This is a genomic window from Nocardioides euryhalodurans, assembly GCF_004564375.1.
GTDB lineage: Bacteria > Actinomycetota > Actinomycetes > Propionibacteriales > Nocardioidaceae > Nocardioides > Nocardioides euryhalodurans.
The window spans coordinates 1,525,435-1,542,994 of the sequence record NZ_CP038267.1 but is presented as its reverse complement, the minus strand read 5'-3'; the positions used below and the strand labels follow the sequence as shown (position 1 = coordinate 1,542,994).

The 17,560-nt window shown below is 71.9% G+C and carries 17 protein-coding genes; 6 read left to right on the top strand and 11 right to left on the bottom strand.

Features of this window, described 5'->3' with window-relative positions; all coding sequences use genetic code 11:
* Window positions 1–19: 19 nt before the first annotated feature.
* Window positions 20–721, bottom strand: coding sequence for a succinate dehydrogenase cytochrome b subunit (locus EXE57_RS07225; protein ID WP_135075688.1), 702 nt, complete (start codon window positions 719–721; stop codon window positions 20–22).
* A gap of 108 nt (window positions 722–829) precedes the next feature.
* Here EXE57_RS07225 and EXE57_RS07220 point away from each other — a divergent pair, with 108 nt between their 5' ends.
* Complete coding sequence (locus tag EXE57_RS07220) at window positions 830–1,624, top strand: alpha/beta fold hydrolase (RefSeq protein WP_135075685.1); 795 nt, start codon at window positions 830–832, stop codon at window positions 1,622–1,624.
* 6 nt (window positions 1,625–1,630) lie between these two features.
* On the opposite strand, the gene EXE57_RS07215 is transcribed toward EXE57_RS07220, so the two are convergent.
* The 7 genes from EXE57_RS07215 to EXE57_RS07185 form a co-directional block, all read right to left on the bottom strand.
* Window positions 1,631–2,614: an electron transfer flavoprotein subunit alpha/FixB family protein gene (locus EXE57_RS07215; RefSeq protein ID WP_135075682.1), complete on the bottom strand. Its 984-nt coding sequence runs from the start codon at window positions 2,612–2,614 to the stop codon at window positions 1,631–1,633.
* Window positions 2,611–3,381, bottom strand: a complete 771-nt coding sequence (locus EXE57_RS07210; protein WP_135075679.1) for an electron transfer flavoprotein subunit beta/FixA family protein — start codon at window positions 3,379–3,381, stop codon at window positions 2,611–2,613. The genes EXE57_RS07215 and EXE57_RS07210 overlap by 4 nt, the downstream gene beginning before the upstream one ends.
* Window positions 3,378–5,924, bottom strand: a complete 2,547-nt coding sequence (locus EXE57_RS07205; protein WP_208542998.1) for a GcvT family protein — start codon at window positions 5,922–5,924, stop codon at window positions 3,378–3,380. Before EXE57_RS07205 ends, EXE57_RS07210 begins: the two co-directional genes overlap by 4 nt.
* A 109-nt stretch (window positions 5,925–6,033) precedes the next feature.
* Window positions 6,034–6,825 carry an IclR family transcriptional regulator gene (locus EXE57_RS07200; protein ID WP_208542997.1) on the bottom strand — a complete coding sequence of 264 codons (792 nt, stop codon included), beginning with the start codon at window positions 6,823–6,825 and terminating at the stop codon, window positions 6,034–6,036.
* Between the two features lie 65 nt (window positions 6,826–6,890).
* Window positions 6,891–8,567 (bottom strand): formate--tetrahydrofolate ligase, encoded by a 1,677-nt coding sequence (locus EXE57_RS07195; protein ID WP_135075676.1) that lies wholly within the window; start codon window positions 8,565–8,567, stop codon window positions 6,891–6,893.
* Between the two features lie 18 nt (window positions 8,568–8,585).
* Window positions 8,586–9,890, bottom strand: a complete 1,305-nt coding sequence (locus tag EXE57_RS07190) for a glycine cleavage T C-terminal barrel domain-containing protein (RefSeq protein WP_135075673.1) — start codon at window positions 9,888–9,890, stop codon at window positions 8,586–8,588.
* Between the two features lie 44 nt (window positions 9,891–9,934).
* A complete protein-coding gene (locus tag EXE57_RS07185; protein ID WP_135075670.1) occupies window positions 9,935–10,831 on the bottom strand; it encodes a methylenetetrahydrofolate reductase in 897 nt (298 codons plus the stop codon).
* 199 nt (window positions 10,832–11,030) lie between these two features.
* Between EXE57_RS07185 and EXE57_RS07180 the strand changes: the two genes are divergently transcribed.
* Genes EXE57_RS07180 through EXE57_RS07165 form a run of 4 tightly spaced genes read left to right on the top strand, consistent with a single transcriptional unit; the run spans window position 11,031 to window position 14,900 of the window.
* Complete coding sequence (locus EXE57_RS07180) at window positions 11,031–11,825, top strand: hypothetical protein (protein WP_135075667.1); 795 nt, start codon at window positions 11,031–11,033, stop codon at window positions 11,823–11,825.
* Window positions 11,826–11,848: 23 nt separating this feature from the next.
* On the top strand, window positions 11,849–13,687 hold the full coding sequence (locus tag EXE57_RS07175) for a fumarate reductase/succinate dehydrogenase flavoprotein subunit (RefSeq protein WP_244247038.1): 1,839 nt from the start codon (window positions 11,849–11,851) through the stop codon (window positions 13,685–13,687).
* 3 nt (window positions 13,688–13,690) lie between these two features.
* Window positions 13,691–14,467, top strand: a complete 777-nt coding sequence (locus EXE57_RS07170) for a succinate dehydrogenase/fumarate reductase iron-sulfur subunit (protein ID WP_135075664.1) — start codon at window positions 13,691–13,693, stop codon at window positions 14,465–14,467.
* 55 nt (window positions 14,468–14,522) lie between these two features.
* The gene (locus tag EXE57_RS07165; protein WP_135075661.1) at window positions 14,523–14,900 is read left to right on the top strand and encodes a VOC family protein; all 378 of its coding nucleotides are present in this window, start codon (window positions 14,523–14,525) and stop codon (window positions 14,898–14,900) included.
* Window positions 14,901–14,903: 3 nt separating this feature from the next.
* On the opposite strand, the gene EXE57_RS07160 is transcribed toward EXE57_RS07165, so the two are convergent.
* Together EXE57_RS07160 and EXE57_RS07155 are read right to left on the bottom strand one after the other, a co-directional pair.
* Window positions 14,904–15,188: a putative quinol monooxygenase gene (locus tag EXE57_RS07160; protein ID WP_135075658.1), complete on the bottom strand. Its 285-nt coding sequence runs from the start codon at window positions 15,186–15,188 to the stop codon at window positions 14,904–14,906.
* A 40-nt stretch (window positions 15,189–15,228) separates the two neighbouring features.
* Window positions 15,229–15,642 (bottom strand): hypothetical protein, encoded by a 414-nt coding sequence (locus EXE57_RS07155; protein WP_135075655.1) that lies wholly within the window; start codon window positions 15,640–15,642, stop codon window positions 15,229–15,231.
* Between the two features lie 142 nt (window positions 15,643–15,784).
* On the opposite strand from EXE57_RS07155, the gene EXE57_RS07150 reads away from it, so the two are divergent.
* Window positions 15,785–16,903, top strand: coding sequence for a glycerophosphodiester phosphodiesterase (locus EXE57_RS07150; protein ID WP_135075652.1), 1,119 nt, complete (start codon window positions 15,785–15,787; stop codon window positions 16,901–16,903).
* Between the two features lie 6 nt (window positions 16,904–16,909).
* Here the strand turns inward: EXE57_RS07150 and EXE57_RS07145 are convergent, their stop codons facing one another.
* Window positions 16,910–17,539, bottom strand: coding sequence for a LysE family translocator (locus EXE57_RS07145; protein WP_135075649.1), 630 nt, complete (start codon window positions 17,537–17,539; stop codon window positions 16,910–16,912).
* Between the last annotated feature and the right edge of the window lie 21 nt (window positions 17,540–17,560).

Here is a 17,560-nt window from a genome sequence, read left to right as displayed (position 1 = left end):
CACTCATGGGGCTGCTCCCTTACTTCGAGATGATGCCGGCGAGCACGGCGACCGGCACCAGCGAGAAGCCGACCGAGATGATCAGCGCGAGGGTGAAACCGACGGCCTTGGCCCGCTGGCGGGCGTGGGCGGTGCCGGTGAGTCCGAGGGTCTGGGCGGCGCTCCAGATGCCGTGGTGCAGGTGCGCGCCGAGCATGGCCATCGCGGCCAGGTAGATCAGCGTGAGCCACCACGTCGAGAAGCTGTCGACCAGGAGGTTGTAGGGGTCGCTCGTCGAGCCGCCGGTCGGGTTCACCTTGACGACCGTGAAGTTCAGCAGGTGCCAGACGATGAACAGCAGCAGCGTCACGCCGCCCCAGCGCATCATCAGGCTCGCGAACGTCGCGCCGGTGCGCTTCTTCATGACGTACGACGTGGAGCGCGCCCGCTTGGCCCGGGACCAGAGCGTGAACGCGGCGTACACGTGCGCGAGCAGCGAGCCGAGCAGGACCACGCGGATGATCCACAGCGCACCCTCGTGGGGCAGCATCGGCTCGCCCAGCACGCGCAGGTGGTGCGCGTACTCGTTGAAGGCGTCGTGACCGGCGAAGGCCTTGAGGTTGCCGTACATGTGGAGCAGCACGAAACCGATGAAGACGATGCCGCTCACGGCCATCAACAGCTTGAGGGCGATGGTCGAGCGGGTCGAGCGTGCTCCCTTGACCAGGGTCGGAGTTGCCACGGATAAGAACGCTACCTTCCCGATGGACCGCGTGGGTTCGCGGGGCGTGTGACATTGGTCGTCGAAACCGGGTTGCCGCGCGTCACGGCCGGCCCGTTGGATGGGGCGATGCCCTCGCTCGCGTTCGATCGTGCCGGTCCGACCGGCTCCGTCCCGGTGCTGCTGGTCCACGCCGGCGTCGCCGACCGCCGCATGTGGGAGTCGTTCTGGGGGGAGCTGACCGCGCGCCGGGACGTGCTCCGGGTCGACCTGCGCGGCTTCGGCGAGTCCACGGAGCGACCGGAGGGGGAGCTGGCACCCCACCGCGACGTGCTCGACGTCCTCGCCGCCGAGGGGATCGACGCCGTCCACGTGGTCGGGGCGTCGTTCGGTGCCGGGGTCGCAGCCGAGGTCGCCGTGACCGACCCCGCCCGGGTCCGCTCGCTGCTGCTGGCCGCGCCGGGCGGCTCGCTGATCCCGGAGATGACCGACCAGCTGCGTGCCTTCGCCACCGCGGAGAACACCGCGCTCGCCTCCGGTGACCTCGCGGCCGCCGTCGAGGCCAACCTCGCGACCTGGGTGGACGGTCCCGGGCAGCGGTCCGACCGGGTGGACCCGCAGGCGCGAGCCCTCGTCGGCGAGATGCAGCGCCGGGCCTTCGAGCTGACCGACGGCTGGGACGACGTCGAGGAGGCCGAGCTCGATCCGCCCTTGCTGGAGCGGCTCGGTGAGATCGGCGTCCCGACCCTGGTGCTCAGCGGCGGCCTCGACGTGGACGCCATCGCGGACGCCGCGGCGCGCGTGCTGGCCGGCGTCCCGCACTCCCGCGAGGTGCTGTGGCCCGAGGCGGCGCACCTGCCGTCGCTGGAGCGCCCCGAGGAGTTCACGCGGCTGCTGCTCGACTGGCTCGACGAGGTCGGCTGAGCCCGGTCAGCCGCGCTTGCGGATCTCCTCGACGATCGCCGGCACCACCTCGTGCATGTCGCCGACGACGGCGTACGTCGCCCGGGTCATCATCGGCGCCTCCGGGTCGGTGTTGACGGCGAGGATCGCCCGCGACGAGGCGCACCCTGCCCAGTGCTGGATCGCACCGCTGATCCCGCAGGCGACGTAGAGGTCGGGGGAGATCCGACTCCCCGTCTGGCCGACCTGCTCGTGGTGCGGTCGCCAGCCGAGGCTCGTGACCACCCGGGTGACGCCGACGGCGCCGCCGAGCAGCTCGGCCAGCTCCGTGACCGGGCCGAAGCCGTCCGGCCCGCCGGCGCCTCGGCCTGCCCCCACCACCACGGGCGCCGAGGTCAGGCTGCCGGACTCGTCGGCCGCGCGCTCGGCCGTGCGGACGACGCGGGCCACCAGCTCCTCCGCGGGTACGTCGACCGTGGACTCGACCCACGTGGCCGGCCCGGCCCCGGTCTCCTCGGCCTGCCACGCGTGGCCGGCGACCGTGAGGAGTGCCGGCCGGTTGCTCAGCCGCATCTCCTCCAGGGCGACCCCGCCGGCCACCTGGCGTCGCACCGTGAGCGGCGAGAGGCCCTCGAAGGAGACGACGTTGGCGGCCATCGGGACCGCCAGTCGAGCGGCGAGGTGCGCGACCACCTCGTTGCCGCGGGGGGTGCCGCCGGCCAGGACGGCCACGGATCCGGTCTCCTGGCGGACGGCGTCCAGGGCCGTGGCCCACGCGGCGCCACCGAAGCTCGCGACGCCGTCGCCGGTGGCGTGCCGGACCTCCGTCGCACCGTGGCCGCCCAGCGTCGCGGCGACGGCGTCGGTGTCGGCCACCGGCCCGACGACCACGGCGCGGACGGCGACTCCGCCACCCTCCGTGGACAGCGCGCGGGCCAGCGCCAGCGTCTCGAGCGACACCTCGTCCACCTCGCCGGTCGCGGGGTCGGTCTCGCACAGCACCAGGATCACCGGAGCACCCCCAGCCGCTCGAGGACCTCGACCACGGCAGGCGCGGCGGCCGGTCCCTCGCCGAGCACCTCGGCCTCCCCGGAGGCTGCCGGGGGGACGTGCCAGCGGACCCGCCCGCTCCCCGAGGGGGAGCCGGCCGGGGCGCGGACGTCGATCTCGACCTTCTTGGCCGCCATCCGCCCCCGCAGCGACGGGTAGCGGGGCTCGGCGCCGCCCTCGAGCACAGCCGCGACGGCCGGCAGCGGCAGCTCGTACGTCTCGTCGCCGTACGGCCCCTGCACCTGGGCGACGAGCACGCCGTCGGCCACCTCGAGCATCCGGGCGCCGGTCACGATCGGTCGCCCGACGAGGTGGGCGAGCCGGATCGGCACCTGGAAGTCGCCGGTGTCGGCGGCGTCGTTGCCGAGCACCACGAGGTCGTAGGGCTCGCCCGCCTCCGCTGCGCCGGAGACGACGGCGGCGATCTCGGCGGCGACGTCTGCCGGGCCCATCGCGGACGGGTCGGTCTCGACGAGGATCCCGGCACCGGCGCCGAGCGCCAGCGCCGAGCGGATCTGCTCGACGGCCTCGGGTGCCCCGACGCTGAGGACGGTCACCGAGCCGTCGCCCGCCTCCGCCACCCTGATCGCGAGCTCGACCGCGCACGCGTCGTGGTCGCCGATGGTCCAGCCCGCGAAGCGACCGTCGAGGCCCTGACCGTCCTCGGTGAGCACCACCTCGCCGGAGGTGTCGGCCACCCGCTTGACGGCCGCGAGGACGCGGGTCACGACCGGAGCCGCTCGTTGTCGGGGTCGAAGACCGGGGTGGCGTCCGCGCTCAGCACGCTCACCGGGTAGAGCTCCTCCATGTAGGAGACGGCCAGCTGCGTCCCGACCGAGGCCAGGCCCGGCGGCAGGTAGGCCATCAGCAGGTGCTTGCCGAGGCTGGGTGCCGAGCCGGCGGAGGTGACGTACGGGTGGTGCCCGTGGTCGTCGGTGACCGGCTCGCCGCTGCGGGTCAGGATCGGCTCACCCCCGAGCATGTAGCGACGGGTGCCCGAGGCCGAGGTGTGGTCGTCGACGGCCAGGGTGCACAGCACGCGGTCCGGGTCCTTCTCGCGCTGGGCGAGGTAGGCGTCGCGACCGGTGAAGGAGGCGGCCTTGACCTTGGGTCGCTGCATCCCCGCCTCGACGATGCTCCGCTCGGAGTCGAGCTCGGCACCGAAGGCGCGGTAGCCCTTCTCGAGCCGCCCCGTCGTGCCGTAGACGCCGATGCCGACGGGCACCGCGCCGTCGGGCGCACCCGCCTCGTGGAGCAGCGTCCACAGCCGGGCGCCCTGCTCGCTCAGCACGTAGAGCTCCCAGCCGAGCTCGCCGACGTAGGAGATCCGCGAGGCCAGCACGTCGAGGCTCCCGACCTCGATGTCCTCGCAGGTCGCGAACCGGAAGCCCTCGTGGCTGATGTCGGCCGTCGTGAGCCGACCGAGGATGTCCCGGGCCCGCGGACCCCACACCCCGATGGTGGTGTACGCGGACGTCACGTCGACCACCGCCGCGGCCAGGCCCCGGGCGTGGGCCCGGAACCACGCCAGGTCGGCCATGCCGTGCGCGCCGCCGGTGACGACGCGGAAGTGGTCGTGGGCCAGCCGCATGACCGTGAGGTCGGAGCGGAAGCCGCCGCGGGCGTCCAGCACCGGCGTGTAGACGACCCGGCCCGGCGCCACGTCGACCTGCGCCACGACGGTCCGCTGCACCGCGTCGAGCGCCTCGGGTCCGGCGACGTCGAAGATGCAGAACGCCGAGAGGTCCACGATCCCGGCGCGCTCGCGCATCGCGAGGTGCTCGGCGTTGATGATCGGGCTCCACCACCGGCTGTCCCACTCGTTCTCGCGGGGCATCACCGCGTCGCCGTAGTCGCCGAGCAGCGCCTCGTTGGCGGCGTACCACTGCGGGCGCTCCCAGCCGACGGCCTCGAAGAACTGCGCTCCGCGCTCGCGCTGGTCGGCGTGCATGGGGGCCAGCCTCTTGCCGCGCTCGGACTCCCACTGCTCGCCCGGGTGGACGATGCCGTACGTCTTGATGAACGCCTCGGAGGTCCGTGCGGCGACGTGCTCGCGGGTGCGCTGGTGGGGGTGGAAGCGGGCGATGTCGCTGTGGTGGAGGTCGATCTCGGACCAGCCGTGGGTCATCCACTCGGCCAGCGCGCGACCGACCCCGGGACCCTCCTTGATCCACACCGCGGCGGCGGACCAGAGGCCGCGCACCTCCGGGCTCTCGCCGAGGATCGGCGCGCCGTCGGGCGTGAGCGAGAGCAGCCCGTTGATCGCGTAGCGGATCTCGGCCCCGTCGGCCCCGAGCGCCTCCGGCATCAGCTCCAGCGCCGTCTCGAGCTGCGGGTCGAAGTCGTCGGCGGTGAAGGGCATCTCGGTCGGGCTCAGCTTCGCCCGGTCCAGCGAGGGGATGTCCTCGGGCGCGTGCAGGATCGCGCGGTGGGCGTAGGAGCCGACCTCCATGTCGGCGCCGTGCTGGCGCTCGTAGCAGAGGGAGTCCATGTCGCGGATGATCGGGAACTGGATCTCGCCCGTGATCTCGCCGTGTTGTCCGGCGAGCTGGGGGATCGGTCCGACGCTGATCATCTGGTGGACGGCGGGGGTGAGCGGGATCGAGGCACCCGCCATCGCCGCGAGGTGGGGGCTCCATACGCCGCACGCCACGACGACGGTGTCGCAGGCGATGTCGCCCTGGTCGGTCCGGATCCCGCGCAGCGCGCCGTCGACCACGTCCATCCCCGTGACCTCGACGTTGGGGACCACCGTCAGCGCGCCCGCCTGCTGCGCGCTCTCGCGCATCAGGGTCCCTGCGCGGAGCGAGTCGACGACGCCGACGCTCGGCGTCCAGAAGGCGCCGAGCAGCTCGGAGGTCTCGAGGAACGGCACCCGCTCGCGGACCTGCTCCGGTGTGACCAGCTCGGCCTCGATGCCCCACGCCCGGGCGCTCGACATCCGTCGCCGCAGCTCCTCCATCCGCTCCGGGGTGCGCGCCAGCTCGTAGCCGCCGGAGCGCGTGAAGACGCCCAGCTCCTCGTACTGGCGCATCGAGTCCAGCGTGAGGTCGGTGATCTCGCGCGAGTGGTCGACGGGGAAGATGAAGTTCGACGCGTGCCCCGTCGACCCGCCCGGGTTGGGCAGCGGACCCTTGTCGATCTGGACGATGTCGCGCCAGCCCAGTCTGGCGAGGTGGTGCACCAGGCTGTTGCCGACGATCCCGGCGCCGATCACGACGACCTGTGCTGACTCCGGCAGTGCCACGGCGACCTCCGAACGGGTGGGCACGCATGTTGCGCCATGCGCACGTCATCGCGTCATACGAGACAAACCCACTCTCATGGGCGAGGCGCCGCGTGTCAACGGACCGACCGCCCGTCGTACGCCGCACGTGCGGTCAGTCAGGAGCCGGCCCGGCCCAGCCCATGGCCAGGGACACCTCGCGGGCCGCGCGGAGCAGCGGCTCGACAGTGGCCTCGAGGGTGGCCGCGTCCATCCGGTGCGTGGACCCGCTGACGCTCAGCGAGGCGACGACGTCGCCGTGCGCGTCGCGGATCGGTGCGGCGAGCGCGGTGAGGCCCTCCTCGAGCTCGTCGACCGCGAGGGCGTACCCGCGCTCCCGTACGCCGGCGAGCTCGCGGTGCAGCGTGGTCCGCCGGGTCACGGTCCGCGCCGTGTGGGGCTCGAGGTGGGGCACGAGCCGGTCCACCTCGCGCGGGTCGAGGTGGGCGAGCAGGGCCTTGCCGTTGCTGGTGGCGTGCAGCGGGATCCGCTGGCCGACCCAGTTGTGGGGCTGGAGCGCGGACGCGCCGGCGATCTGGTCGAGGTAGAGCGCCATCGAGTCGACGAGGACGGCGAGGTTGATGGTCTCGCCGGTCTCGGTCGCGAGCTGCTTGCACATCGGCCGGGCGACCCGCACCAGGTCGGTCCGGGCGGCCGAGGTCCCGGCCATCCGCACCAGCGACAGGCCGATGCGGTACTTCCCGCGGTCGTCGGTCTGCTCCACCAGCCCGCGCGCCTGCATGGTGCCGACCAGCCGGAACGCCGTGCTCTTGTGGACGCCGAGCTCGCCCGCGATCTCGGTGACCCCCGCCTCGCCGACGCGGGCGAGGATCTCCAGTATCGTGATGGCGCGGTCCACGGACTGCACCACCGCGACGTCCCGGACGCCGTCGATCGTCTCGCTCATGCGACCACCCTAGGCCCTGTTGCGTATCGCACGACAGGTTGCGCAGGACGCAACCTGTCGGTCGTTCAGGAGAGGCCGCGGATGTGGCCCTCCCCGTCGATCGTCATCCGGGCGCTGGCCGGCACCTTCGGCAGGCCCGGCATCGTCATCACCTCACCCGCCACGAGCACCACGAACCCCGCACCGGCGCTGAGCCGCACGTCACGTACGTCGACCGTGTGGCCCTCGGGAGCCCCCAGCGCCTTCGGGTCGGTCGAGAACGAGTACTGCGTCTTGGCGAAGCAGACCGGGAGGTGGCCGAGGCCGTCCGCCTCGATCCGGTCGAGCTGCTTCAGGGCGCGCTTGCTGAAGCCGACCCCCTCGGCGCGGTAGACCCGGCGGGCCACGGCCTCCGCCTTCTCGACCACCCCGCCCTCGTCCGGGTAGCAGTAGGAGAAGGACACCTCGTCCTTGTCGAGCAGGTTCTGCACCGCCTCGGCCAGCTCGACCGCCCCGGCACCGCCGTCGACCGCGTGCGTGCTGGCCACCGCCCGGCAGTCCTCGGACTCGGCGATCTCCCGGACCACCTCGATCTCCGCCTCGGTGTCGTTCGGGAAGCGGTTGATCGCCACCACGGCCGGCACGCCGAAGACGTCGCGCAGGTTCTGCAGGTGGCGCCGCAGGTTCGCGCCACCCCGGCGGAGCGCCTCGAGGTCCTCGGTGCCGGTCTCGGCCACCGGGACCCCGCCGTGGTGCTTCAGCGCCCGCACCGTCGCCACGACCACGGCCGCCCCCGGGCGCAGGCCCGAGAGCCGGCACTTGAGGTCGAAGAACTTCTCCGCACCGAGGTCGGCTCCGAAGCCGGCCTCGGTGACGACCACGTCGTTGAGCTGCAGCGCCGTCCGCGTCGCGAGGACCGAGCTGCAGCCGTGGGCGATGTTGGCGAACGGCCCGCCGTGGACGAAGGCGGGCGAGTGCTCGAGGGTCTGCACCAGGTTGGGCTGCAGCGCCCCCGCGAGCAGGATCGTCAGCGCGTCCTGGGCCTCCAGCTGTGCCGCCGTGACGGGCGAGCCGTCCCGGGTGTGGGCCAGGACGATCCGGCCGATGCGCTCCTTCAGGTCGGTCAGCGAGGTCGCCAGGCAGAAGATCGCCATCAGCTCGCTGGCCACCACGATGTCCCAGGCGTCCTCCCGCGGAACGCCGTTCGCAGTCCCGCCCAGCCCGGTGACGACGTCGCGCAGCGACCGGTCGTTGACGTCGAGCACCCGTCGCCAGGTGATGGTCCGGGGGTCGATGTCCAGGGCGTTGCCGTGGTGGAGGTGGTTGTCGAGCAGGGCGGCCAGCAGGTTGTTGGCCGCCGCGATCGCTGCGAAGTCACCGGTGAAGTGGAGGTTGATCTCCGTCATCGGGACGACCTGGGCGTAGCCACCACCCGCGGCGCCGCCCTTCATGCCGAAGACCGGCCCCATGCTGGGCTCGCGCAGCGCCGCCGCGGCCTTCACCCCGATCTGGCGCAGCCCGTCGGTGAGGCCGACCACGGTCGTGGTCTTCCCCTCCCCGGCCGGGGTGGGCGAGATCCCGGTGACCAGCACCAAGCGGCCCAGCGGTGCGTCGTCGAGGGTGGACAGCCAGGTCCGGTCGAGCTTGGCCATGTGCCGGCCGTACGGGATGAGGGCCTCGTCGGGCACGCCCAGCATCTCGTGGGCCACCCGGGCGATGGGCCACAGCTCGGCGGCCTCGGCGATCTCGGAATCGTGGAGCATGCAGTGATCCTCGCCCGCTCAGACGGCCGCGTCGAGGCCGCGCGCCTTGAGCAGCTCGCGCTGGTTGGGGTTGACCGAGGGGCGGAAGGGCATCTCCACCACCTCCGCCGGCACCGGTACGCCGGGGGAGTCGGCGTAGTCGTCGGGCAGGTGCACCCACAGCCGGGTGCCGACCTCGGTGCAGCGGAGCGGGACGTGGCCCATGGCGATGTTGCCCTCGAGCTCCGGGGAGTACCACGGCGAGGTGACGTAGCCGACGGGGTCGCCGTCCTCGCTGTCGCTGATCAGCCAGAAGTCGGGGGCGTAGTCGTCGACGGGGCGGCCACCGAGCCGCATGCCCACGAGCGTGTGGGTGTAGGGCGGGGAGCCGGCCTCGATGGCGTCGCGTGCCGCCTCGAGCGCGGCCTTGCCGATGTAGTCGGCCTCCTTGGTGCGGGGCACCTGGTAGCCGAGGTTGACCTGGAAGGGCAGGGTCTCGACGTCCATGTCCTGGCCCCAGGAGAGGATCCCGGCCGCGATCCGGCGGTGGTGGGCCGGGGCGATGACGGCGAGCTGGTGCCGTTCGCCGGCCGCCAGCACCGCCCGCCACATGGTCTCGGCGTGGATCGAGGCGTCCTTGAGGTAGATCTCGTAGCCCTTCTCCCCGGAGAAGCCGGTCTGCGAGACGATCACGTCGCACCCCTCCACCTGCCCGGCCAGCAGCCCGTACGACGGGAGCTCGCCGATCGCCGGGCCGAACAGGTCGGTCATCAGGTCGACCGACTTGGGGCCCTGGATCTGCACGGGAGCGACGTCGATCTCGTTGATCTCGACGTCGAAGCGGCGACCGACGTTGACGCCCTGCAGCCAGAACATCAGGTCGGAGTCGGAGAGGCTGAACCAGTACTCGTCCTCGGCGATGCGCAGCAGCACCGGGTCGTTGAGGATGCCGCCGGCCTCGTTGCAGAGGATGACGTAGCGGGCGCGCATCGGCGGGATCTTGGTCGCGTCCCGGGTGATGACGAAGTTGACGAAGTCGGCGGCGCCCGGGCCCTTGACCTGGATCTGCCGCTCGACGGCCACGTTCCACATCGTCACGTGGTTGACGAGGGAGTCGTACTCCACCATGGCGCCGCCGTCCTCGGGGCGGACGTACCCCCGCGGGTGGTACATGCGGTTGTAGACCGAGGCCCGCCAGCAACCCGCCTCGGCGGACAGGTGCCAGTACGGCGACTTGCGGATGCGGGTGTCGACCAGCATCTGCACCGGGGTCCATCCCGACTGGCGCAGGTTGATGGGGACACGGCGGTCCGACTGGTCGACCGAAGGGACGTTCATGCTCATGTGGTGCTCCTGGGTGGTGTGCGAACCCGCGCGCGGGTCGGGGCCTAACGAGTCGCCGCCGGTCCTCGGCGGGTCGAGCGGGGGGAGGCACCTCCTTCCCGCAGCTTCGCGACCAGGCGTGCGCGCCAGGCCTCGGTCTCGGCGACCTGGTTGAAGGTGAAGACGTGCAGCCCGGCGACGACCGAGGCGTCGCTGACCAGGGCGGGGGCGAGGGTGCGGAGGAACTTCTCGGTGTCGAAGCCGCGGGGCGACGCGAGCCGCGCCACGGTGCGCTTGTGCTTGAGCAGGAAGCGCGTCGAGTCGCCGACCCCGATCCGGGTCGCCACCGAGAGCAGCCGGGTGGGGTCCACGCGTCCGGGGACGCCGAGCCAGAGCGGGAGCGTCACGCCCCGGCGCCGCACCCGGCCCAGCCAGGTCTCGACGACCCGGGGGTCGAAGGAGAGGTTGCTGACCATCTCGGTGGCGTGCCGGCGCTTCTCCCACATCGCCTGGATGGTGATGTCGTCGGAGATCGTGGGGTGCGACTCGGGGTAGGCGGTGATGCCGACCACGGGGAAGGGCCGGCCGAGGGCCGTGAGCGCCTCGAGGAGCGAGACCGCGTCGGCGTACGCCCCGGCTTCGGGGGCGTCGCCGCTCGGCACGAAGATCCGCGTGATGCCGGCCTCGGTGAGCCGGTCGACCACCTCCGCGAGGTGGTGCTCGTCCGCCACCATCCGGGCCGCGAGGTGGGGGACCACCTCGTAGCCGAGCCCCGCGAGCTCCACCGAGAGCGCCAGCGTCACCTCGAGGCCCTTGCTGGGCGAGGCGGTCACCGTGAGCATCCGCCCGCCGGGCACGTGGGCGGCCACGAGGTCGGCCGTACCGCTGGTGGGCAGCACCTCGAAGCGCGGCTGTTCCAGCAGGTCGGCGAGGCCGCCCGACGTGGCTGCGATGTTGCGCATGGCGCATTCCATTTCATGATGCGCACCTGACAGCGCCACGGTAGCCACAGTCGAGCCGGTTGCGGTAGGCCGTCGCCGCAGAAACTCGCGCCGAGGTCCCCGGGTGCCACGACTTCGTCCGGTGTGGCCCCTTTCACAACGGGCGATCTCGGGCAAGACTGCCAACCGTTGCACCGACGCCGACGGCCGAGAGGTACACATGACGACAGGGGTGACCGGTCCGGGCAGGGCCGCGATCGACGAGAGAACCCTTCGCCCGGACCGATGGTGGCTGGCGCCCCTGGTCACCTTCGTGGTGTTCAGCAGCTTCGTCGTCTACGCCACCTGGCGGGCCTTCTCGGGCGCCAACTACTACGCCTCGCCCTACCTCTCGCCCTTCTACTCGCCGTGCCTGGGCGACTGCGTCGAGGGCGCCTCGGACTTCGGGCAGCCGTTCGCATGGTGGCCGCTGTCGGCGGCGCTGATCATCCTGATCTTCCCGCTCGGCTTCCGGATGACCTGCTACTACTACCGCAAGGCCTACTACCGGGCCTTCTGGCTGAGCCCGCCGGCGTGCGCGGTCGCCGAGCCGCACGGCGCGTACTCCGGGGAGACCCGGTTGCCGCTGATCCTCAACAACCTCCACCGCTACTTCTGGTACGCCGCGGTGCTGGTCGCCCTCGTGCTCTCCTTCGACGTGGTGCTGGCGTTCCGCGACACGAACGGCGAGTGGGACTCCGTTCCCCACATGGGCCTCGGCACGCTGCTGATGCTGGTCAACGTCGTCTACATCTGGCTCTACACGCTGTCGTGCCACTCCTGCCGCCACGTCGTGGGCGGCCGGCTGCGCCACTTCAGCAAGCACCCGGTCCGCTACCGGCTGTGGACCTGGGTCTCGGGGCTGAACGCCCGGCACGCCCGCTACGCGTGGGTGTCCCTCTTCTCCGTGGCCCTCGTCGACCTCTACATCTACCTGCTCGCCACCGACGTGATCGAGGACGTGAGGTTCTTTTGAGCCAGGCTGAGGGCCGGCACCCGATGACCGGCAACGAGATGTCCTACTACTCCGAGGGCGGCATCGAGCGTCACTCCTACGACGTCGTCGTCGTCGGTGCCGGCGGTGCCGGGCTGCGGGCCGCGATCGCCGCTCACGAGGCGGGTGCCGACACCGCGATCGTCTGCAAGTCGCTCCTCGGCAAGGCCCACACGGTGATGGCGGAGGGCGGCATCGCCGCCGCCATGGGCAACCGGTGGCCCGAGGACAACTGGGAGGTCCACTTCCGCGACACCATGCGCGGCGGCAAGATGCTCAACAACTGGCGGATGGCGCAGCTCCACGCCCAGGAGGCGCCCGAGCGGGTGATGGAGCTCGAGGACTGGGGCGCCCTCTTCGACCGCACCGAGGACGGGTTGATCAGCCAGCGTGACTTCGGCGGCCACCGCTACGCGCGGCTCGCCCACGTCGGCGACCGGACCGGCCTGGAGATGATCCGTACGCTCCAGCAGCGGGCCGTGCAGGTCGGCATCGACGTCTTCATGGAGTGCACCGTCACCGAGCTGCTGCTCGACCAGGAGGACGGTGACCCCAGGATCTCCGGCGTCTTCGGCTACTGGCGCGAGACCGGCCGCTTCGTCACCATCGAGGCGCCCTCGGTCATCCTCGCCACCGGCGGGATCGGCAAGTCCTTCAAGGTCACCTCCAACTCCTGGGAGTACACCGGCGACGGGCACGCGCTCGCGCTGCGCGCCGGCGCCTCGCTGATCAACATGGAGTTCGTGCAGTTCCACCCGACCGGCATGGTGTGGCCGCCGTCGGTGAAGGGGCTGCTGGTCACCGAGTCGGTGCGCGGCGACGGCGGCATCCTCAAGAACTCCGAGGGCAAGCGCTTCATGTTCGACTACATCCCGGAGTTCTTCCGATCCGAGACCGCCGACACCGAGGAGGAGGCGGACCGCTGGTACGACGACAAGGCCAACAACCGCCGCCCTCCCGAGCTGCTGCCGCGTGACGAGGTGGCGCGGGCGATCAACAGCGAGATCAAGGCGGGTCGCGGGTCACCGCACGGCGGGATCTTCCTCGACATCGCCTCCCGCCGCGACGCCGACTACATCCGCAAGCGGCTGCCGTCGATGTACCACCAGTTCAAGGAGCTGGCCGACGTCGACATCACGGCCGAGCCGATGGAGATCGGCCCCACCTGCCACTACGTCATGGGCGGGATCGAGGTCGACCCCGACACCCAGCAGAGCGCGGTGACCGGCCTCTACGCCGCCGGCGAGGTGTCCGGCGGGATGCACGGCTCCAACCGGCTCGGCGGCAACTCGCTGTCGGACCTGCTGGTCTTCGGCCGGCGTGCGGGCGAGGCGGCGGCCGCCCACGCAGCAGGGCTGGAGAAGCGGCCGGTCCTCACCGACGACGACGTGCGGAGCGGGGAGTGGCGGGCGGTGGCCCCCTTCAACGTCGAGGGCGGCGACAACCCCTACACCATCCAGCAGGACCTCCAGCAGACGATGAACGACCTGGTCGGCATCATCCGCACCGCCTCGGAGCTCGAGGGTGCGCTGGCCGAGATCGAGGCGCTCAAGCGACGGGCGCAGTCGATGACGGTCGGTGGCCACCGGCAGTACAACCCCGGCTGGCACCTCGCGCTCGACCTGCACAACATGCTGCTGGTCTCGGAGTCGATCGCGAAGGCCGCGCTGGCCCGTGAGGAGTCGCGGGGCGGTCACACCCGTGACGACTTCCCGAAGCCGAGCCCGGAGTGGGGCACGCGCAACCTCGTCGTACGCCTCGACGAGGCCGGCACCGGGGTGACGCTCACCGAGCAAGCGCTGCCGGAGATGCCCGACGAGCTGAAGTCCTACTTCGAGGAGTGAGCGATGGGATACGACCTGAAGCTCCGCGTCTGGCGCGGCAACGAGGCCGGTGGCGAGCTCTGCGACTACACCGTCGAGGTGTCCGAGGGGGAGGTGGTGCTCGACGCGCTCCACCGGCTGCAGGCGACCCAGTCGGGTGACCTCGCGATCCGGTGGAACTGCAAGGCCGGCAAGTGCGGCTCCTGCAGCGCCGAGATCAACGGCCGGCCGCGGCTGCTCTGCATGACCCGGCTCTCGGACTTCGAGGAGACCGAGACGATCACGGTCACGCCGATGCGGACCTTCCCGGTGATCCGCGACCTCGTCACCGACGTCTCCTTCAACTACAAGAAGGCGCGGCAGCTCCCGGGTGTCGAGCTCGGCCCCCGTGACGCCGACGGCAAGCGGCGGATGATGCAGCAGGACGTCGAGCGCGGGCAGGAGTTCCGCAAGTGCATCGAGTGCTTCCTGTGCCAGGACGTGTGCCACGTGGTCCGCGACCACGAGGACAACAAGGAGGCCTTCTCCGGGCCGCGATTCTTCCTCCGCTACGCCGAGCTCGACATGCACCCCCTCGACACCCACGACCGGCGCAAGCTCGCCCAGGAGGCGGCCGGCATCGGGATGTGCAACATCACCAAGTGCTGCACCGAGGTGTGCCCCGAGGGGATCCGGATCACCGACAACGCGATCATCCCGATGAAGGAGCGCGTGGTCGACCGCAAGTACGACCCGCTGGTGTGGCTCGGCAGCAAGATCGGGCTGCGACCCAAGGACAGCGAGGGCCGTCAAGAGCTCTGAAACCTGTCTCCACAGCGGACACATCCTGACCGGATGGGTCCCTAGGGTCGGTGCCATGGAGATGAAGCTGGAGCTGGTGATGGTGCCCGTGACCGACGTGGACCGGGCGAAGGACTTCTACGTCAGGGCGGGCTTCGTGTGCGACCACGACCAGACCGTCAGCGACGAGATCCGGTTCGTGCAGCTGACCCCGCCGGGGTCCGCGTGCTCGATCGCGGTCGGCCGGGGGTTGACCGCTCTCGCGCCGGGGTCGCTGGACAACCTGCAGATGGTGGTGGCCGACGCCGACGCGACGCTCGCCGACCTCCGCGACCGAGGGATCGAGGCGGAGGGCGTCGACGAGCAGGTCTGGGGGCGATTCGTGTCGATGACGGACCCGGACGGCAACCGGTGGGCGCTGCAGCAGCTCCCCGACTGGTCCGCCGACGCCTGAGGTTCAGAGCAGGGTCTGGCCCGCGACGTCGTACTCGGCCACGGACGCGGCGCGGATGCGGGACTGCTGGTCGTCCGGGGTGCCGCTGCCCCGGAAGGCGTCCAGGGCCGCGCGGGACGTCCAGCGCTCGAGGATGTTGATCCGTCCCGGGACGAGCAGGTCGGGTGACAGCGCGAAGTCGAGGCAGCCCTCCGCCGCCCGCCCCCGGGCCACCACCTCCCGGCAGCCGTCGAGGTAGTCGCCGCGGTCGTCGGCGTCGACGAGCAGGTGTCCGCACACGATGATCATGGACGTTCCGACCTCCGGCGGCCCGGGGACTCATCGGCTCTCACTCCATGAGCGTGCGCGGTGGGAGCTGCCCGCGCTCGATCGCGGCGCACACCTCCCGGATCCGCCGCGCGCTCCCGGACCAGCCGCCGGCCTCGCCCTCCCAGACCGGGGTCCAGCCACGCCTCGCCTCGACGTGCCAGTGGCGTCCGAGGACCACGCGGGCGAGCAGGACCAGGGGCAACAGCGCCACGAGCAGGGCGAGCTCGAGGCCCGCGAGCACGAAGAGCACGAGCCCGGGCGCCAGGACGACGAGCAGCAGGCCCCCGAGCAGCAGGTCACCGGGGTCGTGGCCGAGGTCGCCGACCCTGGAGGGGTCACCCGTCGGGAGGTCCACGCCGCGGAGCTGCCGCTGCCAGGGCAGCCAGCGGCGCGTGACGCGCCAGGTCGTGCCGTACGGATCGCTCACCCTCATGCCCCGGAGCCTGCCCCGGCCCGTGGCCTCCCGCCACCGGTCCTCCACAGGCCCACGTCGTCGTCGGAGGTTCGTCTCGTCGTCACCGGGTGGTCGCCCGGCGTCCGACCTGCTGTCGGCCGAGGCCGGTTGCGTTCCCGGCATGACCTCTCGGACCTCCCGCACCCTCGCCGCCGCCCTGGCCGCGGCCCTCCTCCCCAGCCTCGCCGTGGTCGTCACGGCCCCCGCCGAGGCCGCGCCCGACCACCGGGCCGCCAAGCCGGGCCACCACGGCAAGAGCCGTCCGCTCGTGGTGGGCCACCGCGGTGCCAGCGGGTACCGCCCCGAGCACACGCTGGCGGCGTACGAGCTGGCGATCGAGCAGTGCGCCGACTACATCGAGCCCGACCTCGTCCCGACCAGGGACGGCGTGCTGGTCGCGCGCCACGAGAACGAGATCGCCGGCACGACCGACGTCGAGGACCACCCGGAGTTCGCCGGCCGGCGCACCACCAAGGTCATCGACGGGGTGCCGGTCACCGGATTCTTCACCGAGGACTTCACCCTCGCCGAGCTCCGGACGCTGCGCGCCGAGGAGCGGATCCCCCAGGTCCGCCCCGGCAACACGGCGTACGACGGACGCTTCCGGGTGCCGACCCTCGAGGAGGTCATCGACCTCGCGCAGTCCAGCGAGACCTGCGACGGCCGGGAGGTCGGGATCTATCCCGAGACCAAGCACCCCAGCTACTTCGACTCGATCGGCCTGTCGATGGAAGAGCCGCTCGTCGAGACGCTCGACGCCGCCGGCTACGACAAGCGTCGCGACGCGGTGATCGTGCAGAGCTTCGAGGTCGGCAACCTGCAGGCCCTGGACGAGATGACCGACGTGACCCTGGCGCAGCTGGCCAGCTGCACGGGCGGGCCTGCCGACGACCCGCGGCCGTACTCCGAGATCGTCAGCCGGGCGGGCCTGCGCGAGGTGGCGTCGTACGCCGACGGCGTGGGGCTGTGCAAGGACCTGATGATCCCGCGCGAGGCCGACGGAACGCTCGGTGAGCCGACGCGCGTGATCAAGGACGCCCACCGAGCGGGACTGACCGTCCACGGCTGGACCTTCCGCGCCGAGAACACGTTCCTGCCGGCCGAGTTCCGCTCGAGCGCCGACCCGACCGAGCTCGGCGACATGACCGGTGAGCTGCGGGTGTTCCTGCGCGCCGGCATGGACGGCGCGTTCAGCGACCACCCGGACCTCGCGGCGGCGGAGATGCGGCGCCGCCGCTGACCGCGGTCAGTCGGTGGCCGCCATGGTGGCGCCCATGCCGATCATCAGCACGCCGCCGGCGGCCCCCATCGCGTCGAGCCGCTGTGGCTTGCGCGCGAACCACTGGCGGGCCTTGCCGGCAGCGGTCGCCCACATGCTGTCCGAGACGACCGCCAGCAGCCCGAAGACCAGCCCCAGCACGACCAGCTGCGGGGCGGCGGGGGAGCCGGGGGCCGTGAACTGCGGCAGGAAGGCGACGAAGAAGACGATCGTCTTGGGGTTGCTGACGCCGACGGTGAAGCCCGTGAGCAGCGAGCGCCCGGCCCGCTCGGGCGGCCGGCCACCGGTGTCCAGGGCCGCCCGGGCGTCGCCACGGTGCCGGATGGCCTGGACGCCCAACCAGACGACGTAGGCGGCGCCGGCCAGCTTGAGCGTGGCGTACGCGGTCGCGCTGGTCGCCACGACAGCACCGAGCCCGACCGCGACGAGCACGGCCTGGGTGACGATCCCGAGCGCGTTGCCGGCCGCGGACAGCAGGGCGTCGCGCAGGCTGACCGTCAGGGCCCGGCCGAGCGTGAAGAGCAGGCTCGGGCCCGGGAGCTGGATGAAGAGGACGGACGCCACCAGGAAGGCGACCCACTGGGCGGTGCTGGGCATGTCGACCAGTATCGACCCGGC